Source organism: Leucobacter tenebrionis, assembly GCF_019884725.1.
Lineage (GTDB): Bacteria > Actinomycetota > Actinomycetes > Actinomycetales > Microbacteriaceae > Leucobacter > Leucobacter tenebrionis.
On the sequence record NZ_CP082322.1, the window covers coordinates 1,803,866 to 1,818,926 of the forward strand.

The 15,061-nt window shown below is 67.9% G+C and carries 13 protein-coding genes; 9 read left to right on the plus strand and 4 right to left on the minus strand.

Features of this window, described 5'->3' with window-relative positions; all coding sequences use genetic code 11:
* Positions 1 to 21 precede the first annotated feature (21 nt).
* The 6 genes from KVY00_RS08375 to KVY00_RS08400 all read left to right on the plus strand — a co-directional run bounded on the left by KVY00_RS08375 (position 22) and on the right by KVY00_RS08400 (position 7,610).
* A complete protein-coding gene (locus KVY00_RS08375; protein ID WP_223042542.1) occupies positions 22 to 1,695 on the plus strand; it encodes an amidohydrolase in 1,674 nt (557 codons plus the stop codon).
* On the plus strand, positions 1,692 to 3,329 hold the full coding sequence (locus KVY00_RS08380) for an ABC transporter substrate-binding protein (RefSeq protein WP_223042543.1): 1,638 nt from the start codon (positions 1,692 to 1,694) through the stop codon (positions 3,327 to 3,329). The genes KVY00_RS08375 and KVY00_RS08380 overlap by 4 nt, the downstream gene beginning before the upstream one ends.
* Positions 3,329 to 4,387, plus strand: a complete 1,059-nt coding sequence (locus tag KVY00_RS08385) for an ABC transporter permease (protein ID WP_255572561.1) — start codon at positions 3,329 to 3,331, stop codon at positions 4,385 to 4,387. The genes KVY00_RS08380 and KVY00_RS08385 overlap by 1 nt, the downstream gene beginning before the upstream one ends.
* Entirely contained in the window at positions 4,384 to 5,286 is a 903-nt protein-coding gene (locus KVY00_RS08390; protein WP_223042544.1) for an ABC transporter permease, read from the plus strand. Before KVY00_RS08385 ends, KVY00_RS08390 begins: the two co-directional genes overlap by 4 nt.
* The gene (locus tag KVY00_RS08395) at positions 5,283 to 6,971 is read left to right on the plus strand and encodes an ABC transporter ATP-binding protein (RefSeq protein WP_223042545.1); all 1,689 of its coding nucleotides are present in this window, start codon (positions 5,283 to 5,285) and stop codon (positions 6,969 to 6,971) included. The genes KVY00_RS08390 and KVY00_RS08395 overlap by 4 nt, the downstream gene beginning before the upstream one ends.
* A 153-nt stretch (positions 6,972 to 7,124) precedes the next feature.
* Complete coding sequence (locus tag KVY00_RS08400) at positions 7,125 to 7,610, plus strand: hypothetical protein (protein WP_223042546.1); 486 nt, start codon at positions 7,125 to 7,127, stop codon at positions 7,608 to 7,610.
* A gap of 18 nt (positions 7,611 to 7,628) precedes the next feature.
* Here the strand turns inward: KVY00_RS08400 and KVY00_RS08405 are convergent, their stop codons facing one another.
* Positions 7,629 to 8,810: a ferrochelatase gene (locus KVY00_RS08405; RefSeq protein WP_223042547.1), complete on the minus strand. Its 1,182-nt coding sequence runs from the start codon at positions 8,808 to 8,810 to the stop codon at positions 7,629 to 7,631.
* A 184-nt stretch (positions 8,811 to 8,994) separates the two neighbouring features.
* On the opposite strand from KVY00_RS08405, the gene KVY00_RS08410 reads away from it, so the two are divergent.
* Entirely contained in the window at positions 8,995 to 9,555 is a 561-nt protein-coding gene (locus KVY00_RS08410; protein ID WP_223042548.1) for a MarR family winged helix-turn-helix transcriptional regulator, read from the plus strand.
* A gap of 129 nt (positions 9,556 to 9,684) precedes the next feature.
* On the opposite strand, the gene KVY00_RS08415 is transcribed toward KVY00_RS08410, so the two are convergent.
* From KVY00_RS08415 to KVY00_RS08425, 3 genes are all read right to left on the minus strand, one after another.
* On the minus strand, positions 9,685 to 10,140 hold the full coding sequence (locus KVY00_RS08415; protein ID WP_223042549.1) for a DUF3817 domain-containing protein: 456 nt from the start codon (positions 10,138 to 10,140) through the stop codon (positions 9,685 to 9,687).
* A 66-nt stretch (positions 10,141 to 10,206) separates the two neighbouring features.
* A complete protein-coding gene (locus KVY00_RS08420) occupies positions 10,207 to 11,265 on the minus strand; it encodes a Fic family protein (RefSeq protein ID WP_305069205.1) in 1,059 nt (352 codons plus the stop codon).
* Between the two features lie 357 nt (positions 11,266 to 11,622).
* Positions 11,623 to 12,252: a hypothetical protein gene (locus tag KVY00_RS08425; RefSeq protein ID WP_223042550.1), complete on the minus strand. Its 630-nt coding sequence runs from the start codon at positions 12,250 to 12,252 to the stop codon at positions 11,623 to 11,625.
* A 123-nt stretch (positions 12,253 to 12,375) separates the two neighbouring features.
* On the opposite strand from KVY00_RS08425, the gene KVY00_RS08430 reads away from it, so the two are divergent.
* Together KVY00_RS08430 and KVY00_RS08435 are read left to right on the plus strand one after the other, a co-directional pair.
* Positions 12,376 to 13,623 (plus strand): IS256 family transposase, encoded by a 1,248-nt coding sequence (locus KVY00_RS08430; protein WP_223042551.1) that lies wholly within the window; start codon positions 12,376 to 12,378, stop codon positions 13,621 to 13,623.
* A gap of 154 nt (positions 13,624 to 13,777) precedes the next feature.
* Positions 13,778 to 15,000 (plus strand): IS3 family transposase gene (locus KVY00_RS08435; RefSeq protein WP_223042552.1). Its coding sequence is split into 2 segments (ribosomal slippage): positions 13,778 to 14,063 and positions 14,063 to 15,000, totalling 1,224 coding nucleotides; the frame shifts between segments, so codons are not numbered across the junction.
* The last annotated feature ends 61 nt before the right edge of the window (positions 15,001 to 15,061 follow it).

Sequence of the window (15,061 nt, forward strand, 5' to 3'; positions counted from 1 at the left end):
GGCGATACCCAGGAGGCACCGGTGACCGACACCCCGCACGCAGACATCGTTTTTGAGAACGGCTGGCTCTACACCGGCACGGAGGCCGCGCCCCGACGCGGAGGCCTCGCCGTCGCCGCCGGCCGGATCCTCAGCACCGACGCGGAGACGGTCGCCCAGCTCGCCGAGACCGCGACCGAGCGCGTCGATCTCGACGGCCGCCTGCTCATTCCCGGCTTCCAAGACGCCCACGTGCACCCCATCCTGGCCGGCATGGAACTGCTGAGCTGCGACCTCTCGGCCTGCGAGACCGCCGAGGAGACGCTCGCCGCGATCGCGACCTACGCCGAGGCGCACCCCGAGCTCGACTGGATCCTCGGCGCGGGCTGGTCGATGGACGCCTTCCCCGGCGGCACGCCCACCCGCCGGGCGCTCGACGCCGTCGTGCCCGATCGCCCCGTCTTCCTCGAGAACCGCGACCACCACGGCGCCTGGTTCAACACCCGCGCTGCCGAACTCGCCGGCATCGACGCCGGCACCGCCGATCCCGCAGACGGCCGCCTCGAGCGCGAGCCGGACGGCACCCCCGCGGGCACCGCGCACGAGGGCGCGATGGACCTGTTCGACACGGTGCGCCCGCGGGCCACTCAGGAACAGGCGTACGCCGGCCTCCTCGCCGCGCAGGATCACCTCGTCTCGTTCGGCATCACGGCCTGGCAGGACGCCGCCGTCGGGGAGTTCATGGGCAGTCCCGACACGGTGCAGACCTATCTGCGCGCCGCCCGGGAGGGCACTCTCAGAGTGCGCGTGCGCGGGGCGCAGTGGTGGAACCGCGAGGACGGCGACGCGCAGCTCGCACCGATCCTGGCCCACCGCGACTCCGTCGCCGCCGAGTGCGATGCGGATCGCCTCTCGCTCGCCTCGGTGAAGGTGATGGTCGACGGCGTGGCCGAGAACTTCACCGCGGCCATGCACGACTGCTACCACGACCACCACGGCAACGCCACGGAGAACCGCGGCATCTCCTTCTTCGATCCCGCCGACATGGCACGCTTCGTCGCGGCCCTCGACCGCGAGGGCGTGCAGGTGCACTTCCACGCGCTCGGCGACCGCGCGGTCACGGACGCGCTCGACGCGCTCGAGCACGCGCTCACCGAGAACGGCCCCTCCGACAACCGCCACCACCTCGCCCACCTGCAGGTGGTGCGCGCGGAAGACGTGCCCCGCTTCGCGCAGCTGGGCGCGACGGCCAACATCCAGGCGCTGTGGGCATGCCATGAGGATCAGCTCGACGAGCTCACGCTCCCCTTCATGCGGGAGGACGCCGAGCAGGATCACTACCCCTTCGGAGCCCTCGCCGCTGCGGGTGCGTCGCTCGCCGCGGGCAGCGACTGGTCGGTGTCGAGCCCCGATCCGATCCAGGCCATCCACGTCGCTGTGAACCGGGTCGCCCCGGGCGAGCAGCGACCGCCGCTCGGGCCCGAGCACCAGAAGCTCACGCTCCCCCAGGCGCTCGACGCCTACACGCAGGGCACGGCGCGCATCAACCACCTCGACCATGCGACCGGGCGGCTGGTACCCGGCTACTACGCCGACCTCGCGATCCTCGATTGCAACCTCTTCGATCTGGAGCCCGAGGCGATCCACACCGCGGTCGTCGACGAGACGTGGATCGGCGGCGAGCGCGTCTACGCTCGCGCGGAGGGCGCGGCGTGAGCGCGCGACGGATCGCGGCTTCCGGCGCCGCGATCCTGCTCGTCGGCGCGCTCACGGGCTCCCTCACCGGTTGCGGACAGAGCGCGGTCGGCCGCGACGCCGGCACCTTCGAGTTGACCGCGCACACGCCGACACCCGCGGGAGATATCGACTCGTTCACCTGGGCGCTCTCGACCGAGCCGTACTCGCTCGACCCCGCCTACGCCTTCGACTACGCCGATAACACGGTGCTCTCGAACATGTGCGAGTCGCTGCTGCGCTGGAACTCCGACCTGTCGCAGTCACCCGGACTCGCCACGGCCGTCGACCACCCCGACCCGTTGAGCTGGGTGTACACGATCCGCGAGGGAGTGAAGTTCCACGACGGCACGACGATGACCCCGAACGACGTCGTGGTGTCGCTGAGCCGGCACCTCGATCCCGAGGTGGCCTCGTTCTGGTATGACACCTTCAAGAACGTCGATACGATCGAGCAGACCGGCGAGCACGAGGTGACGGTGCGCACGGTCGTGCCCGACTCGCAGTTCAACCAGCTCATGTCGGCGGCGCCCGGCGTGATCCAGTCGGCCGCTTCGACAGAGGCCGCCGGCTCCGACTACGGCAATCAGTCCGCCGGCGTCAACTGCACCGGCCCCTTCAGCTTCGGCGAGTGGCGCGCCGGCGAGTCGATCACGCTCGAGCGCTTCGACGACTACTGGGATCCCGAGCTGCGGGCCAGGGCCGAGCAGATGACCTTCGTGATCCTGAACGATCCGAACGCCCGGGTGAACGCCCTGCAGACGGGTGAGATCGACGGGGCCTGGACGATCCCGAGCAACGCCATCGACGTGCTGCGCGCGAGCGACACAGGCTCCGTCTACTTCGGCACCAACGCGACCGTGCAGAGTCTCGTGGTCTCGAACATGGAGGGGCCGCTGGGCGACCCGCGCGTGCGACGGGCGCTCACGATGGCGCTGGACCGCGAGGCGCTCGTGCGGGCAGCGGTGCAGGGATACGGAAGCCCGACCGACGCCCTGACCTCGGAGTCGGTGTGGGTCAACGGGGATCCCGAGGCCACCAGAGAGGCCTTCGAGGGTCTGCCCGACCACGACTACGACCTCGAGGAAGCGAAGCGGCTCGTCGAGGAGGCCGGTGCCGAGGGGGCGAAGATCACCTACGTGACCGCGCCGCTCGACTCGTCGTTCGACGTGATCTCGCAGGCGGTGGCGTCGGCGGGCCGCGAGATCGGTCTCGACATCGAGATCGAGACCCGCACGCCGAACGCCTATACGCTGCTCTTCTCGGATCCCTCGGCGATCGAGGGCGTCGACCTGTTCGCCACCACCTGGTACCTGTCGAGCACCGATCCGCTCGAGCAGTACGCGGTGCTGCGCACCGGCGAGTTCTCCAACTACGGGCAGTGGTCGAACCCCGAGTTCGACGACGTGGTGAACCGCGCTCTGCAGACCGACGACGCGGGCGAGCGGTCCTTCCTGTCGGCCGAGGCGCAGCGGATCGCGAGCGAGGAGCTGCCCTGGATCCCGCTCATCGACCTCCCCGCGACGCTGTGGATGGGCGAGCGGATCACGGGCGTCGATCCCTCCATCTACTACATGTACTACCCCTGGGCCGCGACGATCGGGAGGGCCGAGTGATGAGCGACACCGCAATGGGACCCGGTGCGGCGACGCAGACGCGCGCCGTGCGCCTGCGCGAGAGCGGGAGTTCCGGGAGCGGAGGCGGATCGCGCCGCGGCGCCCGCACCGCACGTTTCATCGCGGGGCGCCTCGCGGGGCTCGTGGCGACCCTGTTCGCCGCCTCGCTCGTGGTGTTCTTCTCGCGCTTCGTGGTGCCGGGGGATCCGGCGCGCTTCCTGCTGCGCGGCCGCAGTCCGAGCCCCGAGGCGATCGCCGAGGTGACCAGGCAGTACGGCCTCGACCGGTCGCCGATCGAGCAGTACCTGAGCTGGATCGGCGGCGTGCTGCGCGGCGACTTCGGCCGCTCCCTGCAGTACCGCGACGACGTCTCGAACGTGCTCATGCAGCGCCTGCCCGTCACCCTCGAGCTCGTGGCGATGGCCGCGGTGCTCATCACCGTGCTCGGTCTCGCGGCCGGCATCTTCGCGAGCCTGCGCCGCGGAAGGTTCGCGGATCGCGCGATCCTCATCACCTCGACCGCCCTCGGCGCGATCCCGTCGTTCGTCATCGCGATCCTGCTCATCGCGGTGTTCTCGGTGCAGCTCGGCTGGTTCCCGTCGTTCGGCAGCGGTGACGAGGGGATCGACCGCTTCGTGCACCTCGTACTGCCGGCGCTCGCACTCGGGCTCGCCTTCGTCGCACTCGTGGCGCGCGTCACACGATCGTCGATGAACGAGCAGTTCGTGCGCGAGCACGTGGAGGTCGCGACCAGCCGAGGGCTCACGAAGTCGTCGGTGGTGCTGCGGCACGTGCTGCGCAACTCCATCAGCCCGATCCTGCTGGTGAGCGGCGTGCTCGTCGCCGGACTGCTCGTCTCGAGCGCGATCGTCGAGCAGACCTTCGGCCTGGCGGGCATCGGCTCGCTGCTCGTGCAGTCGGTCGACCGCCTCGACTTCCCCGTCGTGCAGGCGATCGTGCTGGTCGTGGTGGTCGCCTTCGTCACCGTCAACACCGTCGTCGACCTCATCCAACCGCTGATCGATCCGCGCGTCGCCGCGGGAACGGAGACCCGATGAGCACCGCAGCCAGCCCCTCGCGCGCCGCGACGCCCGCTCCCCCCGAGGGCACCCGCGCCCTCACCGTACCCGTGAAGCCGAAGCGCCGCGGTCTCTTCACCGTCACCGGCCGGATCGCCGTCGTGTTCGTCGCGGCCGTCGTGCTCGCGGCCGCGTTCGCCCCCTTGATCGCGCCCTACGACCCCGACCACGTCGACCTGCAGAACGTGCTCGCCGGCCCCACGTGGGCGCACTGGCTCGGCACCGACGCGCTCGGCCGCGACCTGCTCACGCGTCTCATGTTCGGGGCGCGCACCTCGCTCATCGGCCCGCTCATCGTGGTGCTCGGGTCGACCGCGCTCGGCCTCGTGCTGGGACTCGTCGCGGCGTGGCGCGGCGGCTGGCTCGACGCGGTGCTGTCGCGGGTGTTCGACTTCCTGTTCTCGTTCCCGGCGATGCTGCTCGCCATGCTCGGCGTCGCGCTCTTCGGCAAGGGACTGTTCGCGCCCGTGCTCGCCATGACGATCGCGTACATCCCCTACGTCGCACGGCTCACCCGCGGACTCATCATCGCCGAGCGCTCGCGCCCCTACGTGCAGGCCTACCGGGTGCTCGGCTTCCGCAGTTCGTGGATCGCGTTCAGCCGGGTGCTGCCGAACGTCGTGCCCACCGTCGGCGCGCAGTCGACGCTCAACTTCGGCTACGTGCTCGCCGACCTCGCCGCGCTGTCGTTCATCGGCCTCGGCGTGCAGGCGCCCACCGCCGACTGGGGCTCGATGATCAACGAGAGCCGCGGCGCGCTCATGAGCGGCGCGCTGCTGCCCACCTTCGTGCCGGCGGCTGTGGTGGTGCTCGTGGTGGTCGCCATCAATGTGATCGGCGAAGAACTGTCCGACCGGATCGGAGGCAACTTCTCATGACCGAACTGCTGCAGATCGACGACCTCACCCTGCGCGTCCCCAGCCGCGGGCCGCTGCTCCACGGCGTCTCGCTCTCGGTCGCGGCCGGCGAATCAGTCGCGCTCGTGGGCGAATCGGGATCGGGCAAATCGCTCACCACCCGCGCCGCCCTCGGCCTGTTCCCCGAGCACGCATCGCTCACGGGCTCGGTGCGGGTCGCGGGCGTCGACACCGTCACCGCGACCCCCGTCGAGCTGCGTGCAATCCGCCGCACCCGCGCGTCGATGATCTTCCAGGATCCGCGATCCGGCATCAACCCCGTCCGCACCCTCGGCGACTTCCTCACCGAGACGCTCGTGCGCTGGCACGGCCTCAGCCGCGCCGATGCCGCCGCACGCGCCGTCGCCCAGCTCGAACAGGTCGGGCTGCCGCGCGCCGAGGCGCTGCTCGAGCAGTACCCGCACCAGCTCTCCGGGGGAATGCTGCAGCGCGTCATGATCGCGGCGGCCCTGCTCGACGAGCCCGAGCTGCTGCTCTGCGACGAGCCGACGACCGCGCTCGACGTCACCACACAGGCCGGCATCGTCGAGCTGCTGCGCGAGCAGCAGCAGGCCCGCGGCATGGGCATGCTGTTCATCACGCACGACCTGGGGCTCGCGGCGTCGCTCTGCGAGCGGGTGGTGGTGCTGCGGGGCGGGCTCGTCGTGGAGGAGGGCGTCACCGCTGATGTGTTCCGCGCCCCGCGCGAGGAGTACACGCGCGAACTGCTGGCGGCGACGCCGAAGATCGAGCTGGGCCGATTCGGCGACGCTTCTGGCGCGGCGGCAGCGCAGACGGGAGCCGATCGGATCGAGTTCTCGACCTCCGCGTTGCCCACCGCCGCCGATTCCGTGCTCACCCCGTCGGCATCGTCGCCCGCGCCTGCGATCCGCGCCGAGGGCCTCTCGAAGCACTACCGCGTGCCGGGTCGTGAAGACGTGCACGCCCTGTCCGAGGTCGGCTTCGAACTGGCGCAGGGCGGCTCGCTCGGCATCGTGGGCGAATCGGGATCGGGCAAGTCGACGCTGGCCCGCATCATCGTCGGCCTCGAGGAGCCGAGCACGGGTGCGCTCGCTGTCGACGGCGTCGTGCGCCCGCAGCGGTCGCTGAACGCCTCGGAGCGGCGGGCGCTCGCGGCGCACACGCAGATGGTGTTCCAGGATCCCTATCTCTCGCTCGACCCCCGGATCCCTGTCGGACGCGCGGTCGCCGACGTCGTGCGGCTGCACCGCGGTGCCTCGCGAGCCGACGCCGAGCGCGAGGCCTGTGCGCTGCTCGAACGCGTCGGGATCCGGCCCGAGCACCTGGCCTCGCGCCCGCGGGCGCTGTCGGGCGGGCAGCGGCAGCGCGTGGCCCTGGCGAAGGCGCTCGCCGCGCAGCCGAGCATGCTCGTGCTCGACGAGGCGACGAGCGCCCTCGACGTGTCGGTGCAGGCGCAGGTGCTCGAGCTGGTCGAGGAGGTGCGCGAGCAGTTCGGCCTCACGATCGTGTTCGTGAGCCACGACCTCGCCGTGGTGTCGCGGATCTGCGAGGAGACCCTCGTCATGCAGCGCGGTCGCGTCGTGGAGCACGGGCGCACCGCGCAGATTCTCGGCGCGCCCCGTGAGGAGTACACGCGCCGTCTGCTCGCGTCCCGCCCCGAGCCGCTCTGGCAGCGAGCCGCGTAGACCCGGGGCAATGCCTCTCCGGGGCGGGTATCCCCCCCCCCCCCCCCCCCCCAAGAGGCTCAGCTCTCGAGGAGAGGACAGCCGGCGCTTCAGGGGGTAGCGTTGAGAGCCGACGTGGGCGGAGGCGTCGCTCGGGGCCGAGAGGGGGACGGCATGATGCGGATCACGGTCGCTGCGGCACTCGACTGCTCGGCGGAGGCCGCGTGGCGAGCCGCGCACTCTCCCGCTGCCGCCGCGCAGCTCTACCGTCCGCTGCTGCAGATGCGTCCCCGCGGTGGGGAACGATTCCCCGCCGCCCTCGAGGACGGCAGCCGCATCGACGTCGCCCTGCGCTTCTTCGGCGTATGCCCCGCCGGAACGCAGCGCATCGTGATCAGGGACCTCGTCAGGATCGAGGCCGGATCGCTGACGAGAACCATGCGTGACGCAGGACGACCGCTCTCGGGCCCCCTCGCCCCGGTGGGCTCATGGAATCACGAGATCACGGTCGTCCCCGCGGGACCGCGCACCGCGATGTGGCGCGACGAGCTCACGGTCGGCGGGTGGTTCTCCCCGGTGGCCGCCCTCGCACTCTGGCCGATGTGGCACTGGCGAGCAGCGAAGCTGCGGCGCCTCTCACGAGCCTGGGAAACCGCGTGAACGGCTGAGCCGGAGCGGTCAGGGAGCGATTCCCGCAGCGGCGGGTTTGAACCCCGCCCTCACGTTCTCGCAGCACGCCGGACGGCAGACGTCGAACCACGGTCCGAGCGGGGTCGCAGCGGCTCGATCCGCGGGGTCGACGGCGGCGATCCGTTCCTGGACGAGATCGACGATCCCTGCGACGTAGACCGGATCGACCCCCGGAGTGGCGGTGCGGACGGCGCGCACTCCGACCTCCGCCGCGGCTTCGAGCGCCTCGGTGTCGAGGTCCCACAGCACCTCCATATGATCGCTCACGAAGCCGATGGGCGAGATCGCTATCGCCTCGACCGGCTCGGCCGGGAGCTGCGCGATGCGGTCGCAGATGTCGGGCTCGAGCCACGGCTGCGAGGCGGGGCCGGAACGGGACTGGTAGACGAGTTCCCACGCGACGTCCTGCAGTGTCGGATCCTGCGCGCTGACACGCTCCATCACAGCGGCCGCGACTGCCAGATGCTGCGCTTCGTACGCGCCGCCGGGCCCGAAGTCGGTGTCGCGCGGCCCCGAGCGCTGAGCGTCGTCGACCGGAATCGAATGGGTCGAGAAGAGCACGCGCATCTGCGCGATCCCGACGCCCTCCTCCCGGAAGCGCTGGAGCGCCTCCCGGATGCTGTCCACGAACGAGTCCACGAACCCGGGGTGGTCGAAGAACTGCCGAATCTTGTCGATCGTCACGGTCTCGGAGAGACCGGTCTCCTCGAGCACCCGTGCGAAATCCTCTCGGTACTGGCGGCAGCTGGAGAAGGAGCTGTAGGCACTCGTGGCGAATGCGAGCAGCCGGTGATCACCCGCGTCGGCGGCGTCACGCACCGCCTCGGAGAGGTAAGGCGCCCAGTTCCGGTTGCCCCAGTAGACCGGGAGGTCCAGGCCGCGACGCGCCAGCTCCTCCTCGATCGCGGCCTTCAGCGCACGGTTCTGAGCATTGATCGGGCTGACTCCTCCGAAATGCCGATAGTGGTGGGCGACCTCTTCGAGCCGTTCATCCGGGATCCCGCGCCCGCGGGTGACGTTCCTCAGGAAGGGGATGACGTCGTCCTGCCCCTCCGGGCCGCCGAAGCCGGCAAGGAGGAGGCCGTCGTACTTCTGGGGCCGCTCGGCGAACGGTGCTCCCTGCGCGCTGGCCGGCGAGGCATAGGGCACCGCGGTGGTGGGCTGGTCCATTTCGAACTCCGATCGTGACAGGTGATCTACGGGCGCCCGGGTCGGAAGCGGCTTCCCGCCCGAACTTATTTAACCAAGTTAACAATACTCCAATATAACTATAAATCAGATGTACGATGTACACATGTCCGAGCAGCCTCGACCTCCCGCGAAGACGCTGCGGTCGCTCGTGGACCCGAGGGTGATGGATCCGCTCGGAGAAGTGGTCGGGCGCGAGGCCGTGCCAGACGAGACGGTCGCCGAAGTCGCTGCGGTGCTCGAGGCCATGCACGAATGGAGCGCAGCCGAACGGGCGGCGAGCAAGTCGGCCCGGGACTTCATGAAACTCGGCCAAACGGACATGCAGGCACTCCGTTACCTCATCGCTGCCCAGAACCAGTGCCTGGAAGTCACCCCCGGGATGATCGCACAGCACGTGGAAGTGACGCCCGCGGCCATGACCAAGATCCTCGACCGCCTCGAACGCGCCGGGCACGTGCGGCGCGTGCCGCACCGGACCGATCGTCGGCGGATGACCATCCAGGTGAGCGAGGCGAGCCGGCTCGACGCCCGCGAATCCATCGGGCGCAGGCACGCGCGCCGCTTCCACGCCATCGCCGGCCTCAGCACGGAGGACCGGGCCGCAGTGCTCCGCTTCTATCGCGCGCTGCTGCACGAATCGAGCGAGGCCGCAGCCCCCGGCCGCACCTCCGAGCCCGATCCAAGGGATTCGACACCCCGCACCGCGGCCGCGCCGGAGGTCTGACTCGCGCGGCGCTCAAACGATCGGCCCGGCCTCATCCTGTGATGGTCAGCAGGACGAAGCCGGGCCGATTGCGACGTTGCGGTCGGCTGCTGGGGCGGATAGCGGCGCGCTGATCCTCGATTCCGGCTGCTACCCCTTGGGAATCGGCGGGCCGAGCCACAGCAGCACCGAGAACACCGCGGTGACGCCGGCGAGGAGGATCACGACCGACCACCAGGGGTGACGCAGCACCCATGCCTGCACCTGCTCGACGAAGCCGCGCGGCTCATCCTCGCCGGGCGCGAGGCGCCAGCTGCGCCCCAGGCGGCCCCGCCGATCCATGACCAGCTCGAACGGCAGCGTCGCGAACGGGATCACCGCGGAGATCAAGCCGAGCGCACCGGCCCCGAAGCGCCAACGGTCGTTGGCCCAGACGAATACGGTGATGACGCAGTACGCGAGGAACACGAAGCCGTGCACTCCGCCCGCCGGCGCCACCATCGCATCGGTGACGCCCGTGCCGCGCAGGATGAGCGCGGTGATCAGCCCCGCCCAGGTGACGAGTTCGGCGAACGCGAAGGTGCGGAAGAGCAGGCGGGGCGACATGGTTCAACCGTATCCGGTGCGACCTGACGATTCGCGGTTCGCCTCGGGGGCGGCCTCAGGGGTAGGTCATTGCGCGGACATTCGGCGAATCTCAACGGCGTAGTCGTCGAGCACGCCGAGAATGCCGCGATGCTGCCAGATTCGTCCACGAGTTCGGCCCGTGGTCTCGGCGAGCACACCGCGCTCGGTGAGGGTACCCAGCGCGCGAAGCGCAGCCATTTCACCGATACCGAGCTCGCTCATCAAGTACCTCGTATTCACTGCAGGCTGCCCCACGAGTACCGGGAGCACCTTCCACGCCGCAGCATCCGAACGAAGACCCCTCAACTTTGCCCGAGAGTCATCGAGCTGCGCAACGAGATCGTCGACGAGCCTGGTGCCCGTCGTGGCGGCAATCCGGCTTGCCTTCGCAAACTCCCGAACGATCGGTGCGGCATCGCCGCTGCGAAACGAACCCAGCGCCCCAAAATAGCGGTCGACTTCAACGAGGAGCCCTGCCGACACCGGCACTGCGGTCGAGCCGACCAGTCCCTTATTGCGAAGGATCGACTGTGCAAGGGCCCGTCCCGTGCGGCCATTCCCATCGGGAAACGGATGGATCGTCTCGAACTGCGCATGCGCAACGGCGACCTGAACGAGCACCGGGACATCCTCTCGTCTCGCGAAGCGCACAAGATCCGCGATCGCCTCTGGAATACGCTCATGATGAGGCGCGACGAAGTCGGCGACTCTCGGGCCTGCTTCACCTGGCCCGATCCATACCTGCTCCTCGCGGAAGCGCCCGGCATCAGCCGGATCGAAACCGCGCTGGTGAAGCATCAGTGCTCTGTGCATCGCGAGGATAGAGCCCTCGCTGATATCGCCCGCGAGCCGGAGTGCCGCTTCCATAGCACGTACGTTGCCGATGACGGTGAGTGCGTTGGCCTTGTCGCCCTCGTGGATCTCAGCGAGGGCGAGCTGCTTCGCCGACGTCGTCAGTTGCTCGATCTGAGAGCTGGATGCCGATTCCGTGCGGAGCAGGATCGCCGTCATCGGCCCGAGCGCGGGGTTATCGGAACCAAGCCGGCGCTGCGCGTGACGGTCGAACTCGACTAGCCGCCGCGTCGCATCCTCAATGTCGGCCAAGTCCTCTGAGACGACACGAGGCGACCAGTCTGCGATCGCTGCCGCCACAGCTGCCCGGTACGGTCCGGTTTGGCGCTCCACCTCCGCCCGCGAGTGCATTTCAGGCGCGCGTGGCCTCCAATCGAAAGTCTCAAACGAAACCGGATCGATCGGAATTCGAGAGCGAACAGGAGGCGTGGGCACATCTTCATTCTACCAACACTTACGCAATTAAATGTTGGTAATTGATCCGGCTCCTCGCAGATGCGGCCTACATTGGGTGTGTCACGATCCCCGTGACCCTCGCGCCTACCGGACGTAACCTGATCCTGCACCTCAGCAATCTGCACTCCGAAGCGGGACTCATGCCCGACGCGGTCAACCGGCTGCTACTGTTCCCCTCTCCGGCCTGATGAAGTCCGCCCGCCGACACGATCTGAGGAACCCCTGACCCACCGAGAAAGGTCCGCCGACGTTAGCGCACCGCTCGATCCGCTGACGGCTCCCTAAACGAGAGCTTCGGAAGCCCGTTGTTGGGGCAGCTGTCCCGGGGAATGCAAAGATATTCTCGTCGCTGAATCCGTGCGCCCAATCAAAAAGCAGTACACCTAGAAGCGTCGACTTGAATGACACTCTCCACTCGTCGCCTTCGTCATCGGTAACTGCTACAGCGTGTATAAGCCCCTCTGCTTCGAGCGTGATAATCGCAGGCATGTAATCAGATTCCGGTGAGCCCTCAGGTTGGAGCAGGCGGAGATTAGCTCTGAGTTCTTCGACGCTGATCGATATGAACTTGAAGTGCCCTTCGGGTGCCTGAGCGCCGAGCCAAGCTGCGGCGGAGTATAGAACGTGAAAGCACCTAAGCTGGGCGGCACTGAGTCCGTCCATGACGGTGAGATAGTAGACGGGGCGGTCATCGCTACCGTCTGCGTTTCTGGAACCCGTAATCATGCCAGCCACATAGGTCTGCATGAGGTCATCATCGTACAGCGAGGCATCGTTGAGCACCTTTACGTAGTGCCCCGTAAAGTGGTGTAGCGCACGGTGGCCAGCACGTCGTAGAACGTGGACGCGGTCACCGTGTGATCCTTCGAGGAATCTCCTACAACCCACTCGAAAGGCATCAACACGATGACCGCTCCTACTATTGTCGACCCTGCCGGCCTGCTCAGCGAAGCTCTCACCGACGCGTCCCCGGATCTGATGCGCAGTCTGTTGCAGACCATGATCAACGCGCTCTTGTCCGCGGACGCGGACGCCGTGGTCGGCGCTGAATGGGGCAAGCCCTCATCCGACCGGATCACGCAGCGCAATGGCTACCGACACCGCGACCTCGACACCCGGGTCGGTACGATCGATGTCGCGATCCCGAAGCTTCGGCAGGGAACCTATTTCCCCGAATGGCTGCTCGAGCGCCGCAAACGCGCCGAGACCGCGCTGATCACCGTCGTCGCCGACTGTTACCTTGCCGGCGTGTCCACACGCCGGATGGACAAGCTCGTCAAGACCCTCGGCATCCATTCCCTGTCGAAGTCGCAGGTGTCCCGGATGGCGGCGGAGCTCGATGCACACGTCGAGCAGTTCCGACACCGACCGCTCGACGACGCCGGTCCGTTTACCTTCGTTGCCGCCGACGCGCTCACCATGAAAGTTCGCGAGGGCGGCCGCGTCATAGGCGCAGTGGTGCTCGTCGCGACCGGCGTCAACGGCGACGGGCGCCGCGAGGTGCTCGGCCTGCGCGTGGCCACCAGCGAGACAGGGGCGGCCTGGAACTCGTTCTTCGCCGACCTCGTCGCCCGCGGTCTCGGAGGCGTCCGCCTCGTCACCAGCGACGCCCACCAAGGACTCGTCGAAGCAATCGCAGCGAACCTGCCCGGTGCTGTTTGGCAGCGCTGTCGCACGCACTACGCGGCGAACCTGATGAGTGTGACACCGAAGGCCATGTGGCCGGCGGTGAAGGCGATGCTGCACTCCGTCTACGACCAGCCCGACGCCGCCGCGGTCCACGCTCAGTTCGACCGGCTCCTGGACTACGTCGACGGGAAACTGCCCGACGCTCACGAGCACCTCGACGCGGCCCGCGCCGATATTCTCGCCTTCGCGCAGTTCCCGGAAGGCCTGTGGCAGCAGATCTGGTCCAACAACCCCAACGAGCGTCTCAATCGGGAAATCCGCCGCCGCACCGACTCCGTCGGGATCTTCCCGAACCGGGACGCGATTATCCGCCTCGTCGGCGCGGTCCTCGCCGAGCAGACCGATGAATGGGCCGAAGGACGCCGCTACCTCGGCCTCGACGTTCTCGCGAAGAGCCGCCTCACCCTCGTCACAGACAACGACGTCGAGGAGGTGATCGATACCGTTCTCGAGCTCAGCGCCTGACCCCATCACCACGAAGGACCAACCGTTACACCACCACCCGGGACTTGACCAGGAGTCATGTTGCTCTAGGAAGTAGTCGACGCAGAGAAACCGCACGTTGATCTCTGAATTGGCCTGGGTTGAGTTCCGATCTTTATACAAGGATGGAACTACGATGCCAAGCAAATATGACCCTGAACTTCGCCAGCGCGCACTTCGGATGCTCGCCGAAGCCCGCCCCGAGCACGAGTCGCTGACCGCGGCCTGCCGTCACGTCGGTGGGCTCCTCGGAGTGAGCTCGGAGACGCTGCGCGTGTGGCAGCGCCGCTACGACATCGATACCGGCGCGAAGCCTGGCACCTCGATCGATATGGCCCAGGAGAACCGGCGGTTACGCCGCGAGGTGAGCGAGCTCCGTAAGGCCAACGAGATACTCAAAGCCGCGAGCGTGTTTTTCGCGAAGGAACTCGACCGGCCACGAACGAAATGATCAGATTCATCGACGAGTACCGTGATCGTTTCGGGGTCGAGTTCCTCTGTCGTACGCTGCGTGCGCCAGTTCGTGGGTTCCTCACCTCCCGCGGATACCGGGCCGCGAAAGCCCGGTCGGCCTCAGCCAGGCAGCTGCGCGACGAGTTGCTCCTCCCTGAGATCCGGCGGCTCCACGCGAAGCACTATGGCGTGTACGGGCGCCGGAAGATGCATGCCCTGCTGAAGCGTGAGGGGTGGAAGATCGGCCGCGACCAGACCGAGCGTCTGATGCGGCTCGCCGGCGTGCGCGGGGTACGGAAATCAAAGCGCGTGTTCACCACACGCCCCAACAAAACGGCGGCACTGCCTGCCGATCTCGTCAACCGGAGATTCGCCGCTGACGGGCCGCGCAAGCTCTGGGTGTGCGACGTGACCTACGTCGCCACCTGGTCTGGGTTCGCCTATGTCGCGTTCGTCACTGACGTGTACTCGCGCAGAATCGTGGGCTGGAATGTCGCTGCGACGCTGAAATCTGAGGTTCTGCCGATGCAGGCACTCGATATGGCTGCGTGGCAATCGGGCGGCAGGCTCGATGGGCTGATCCATCACGCCGATCACGGGTCGAATTACACTGCCATGGTCTATACGGATCGCATTGCGGAACTCGGAGCAGTGCCCTCGACCGGGACGGTCGGCGACAGTTTTGACAATGCCATGGCTGAGGCGGTCAACAACCTCTACAAGACCGAACTGATCCGACAGCAGGGCCCCTGGCGGACGGTTGAGCAGGTCGAACTCGCGACCCTCGAATACGTGTGGTGGTGGAACCATGAGCGCCTTCACGGGGAACTCGATATGCGCACCCCGATCGAGGTCGAGCAGGCCTACTATGCTGAGGCCGAGGAACTTCTGTCACCGACAGGTTGACAGGAAAACCGGTCGGAACTCAAACCAGGCCAATTCACTCTGATTCTAGGTGCTACGGTCG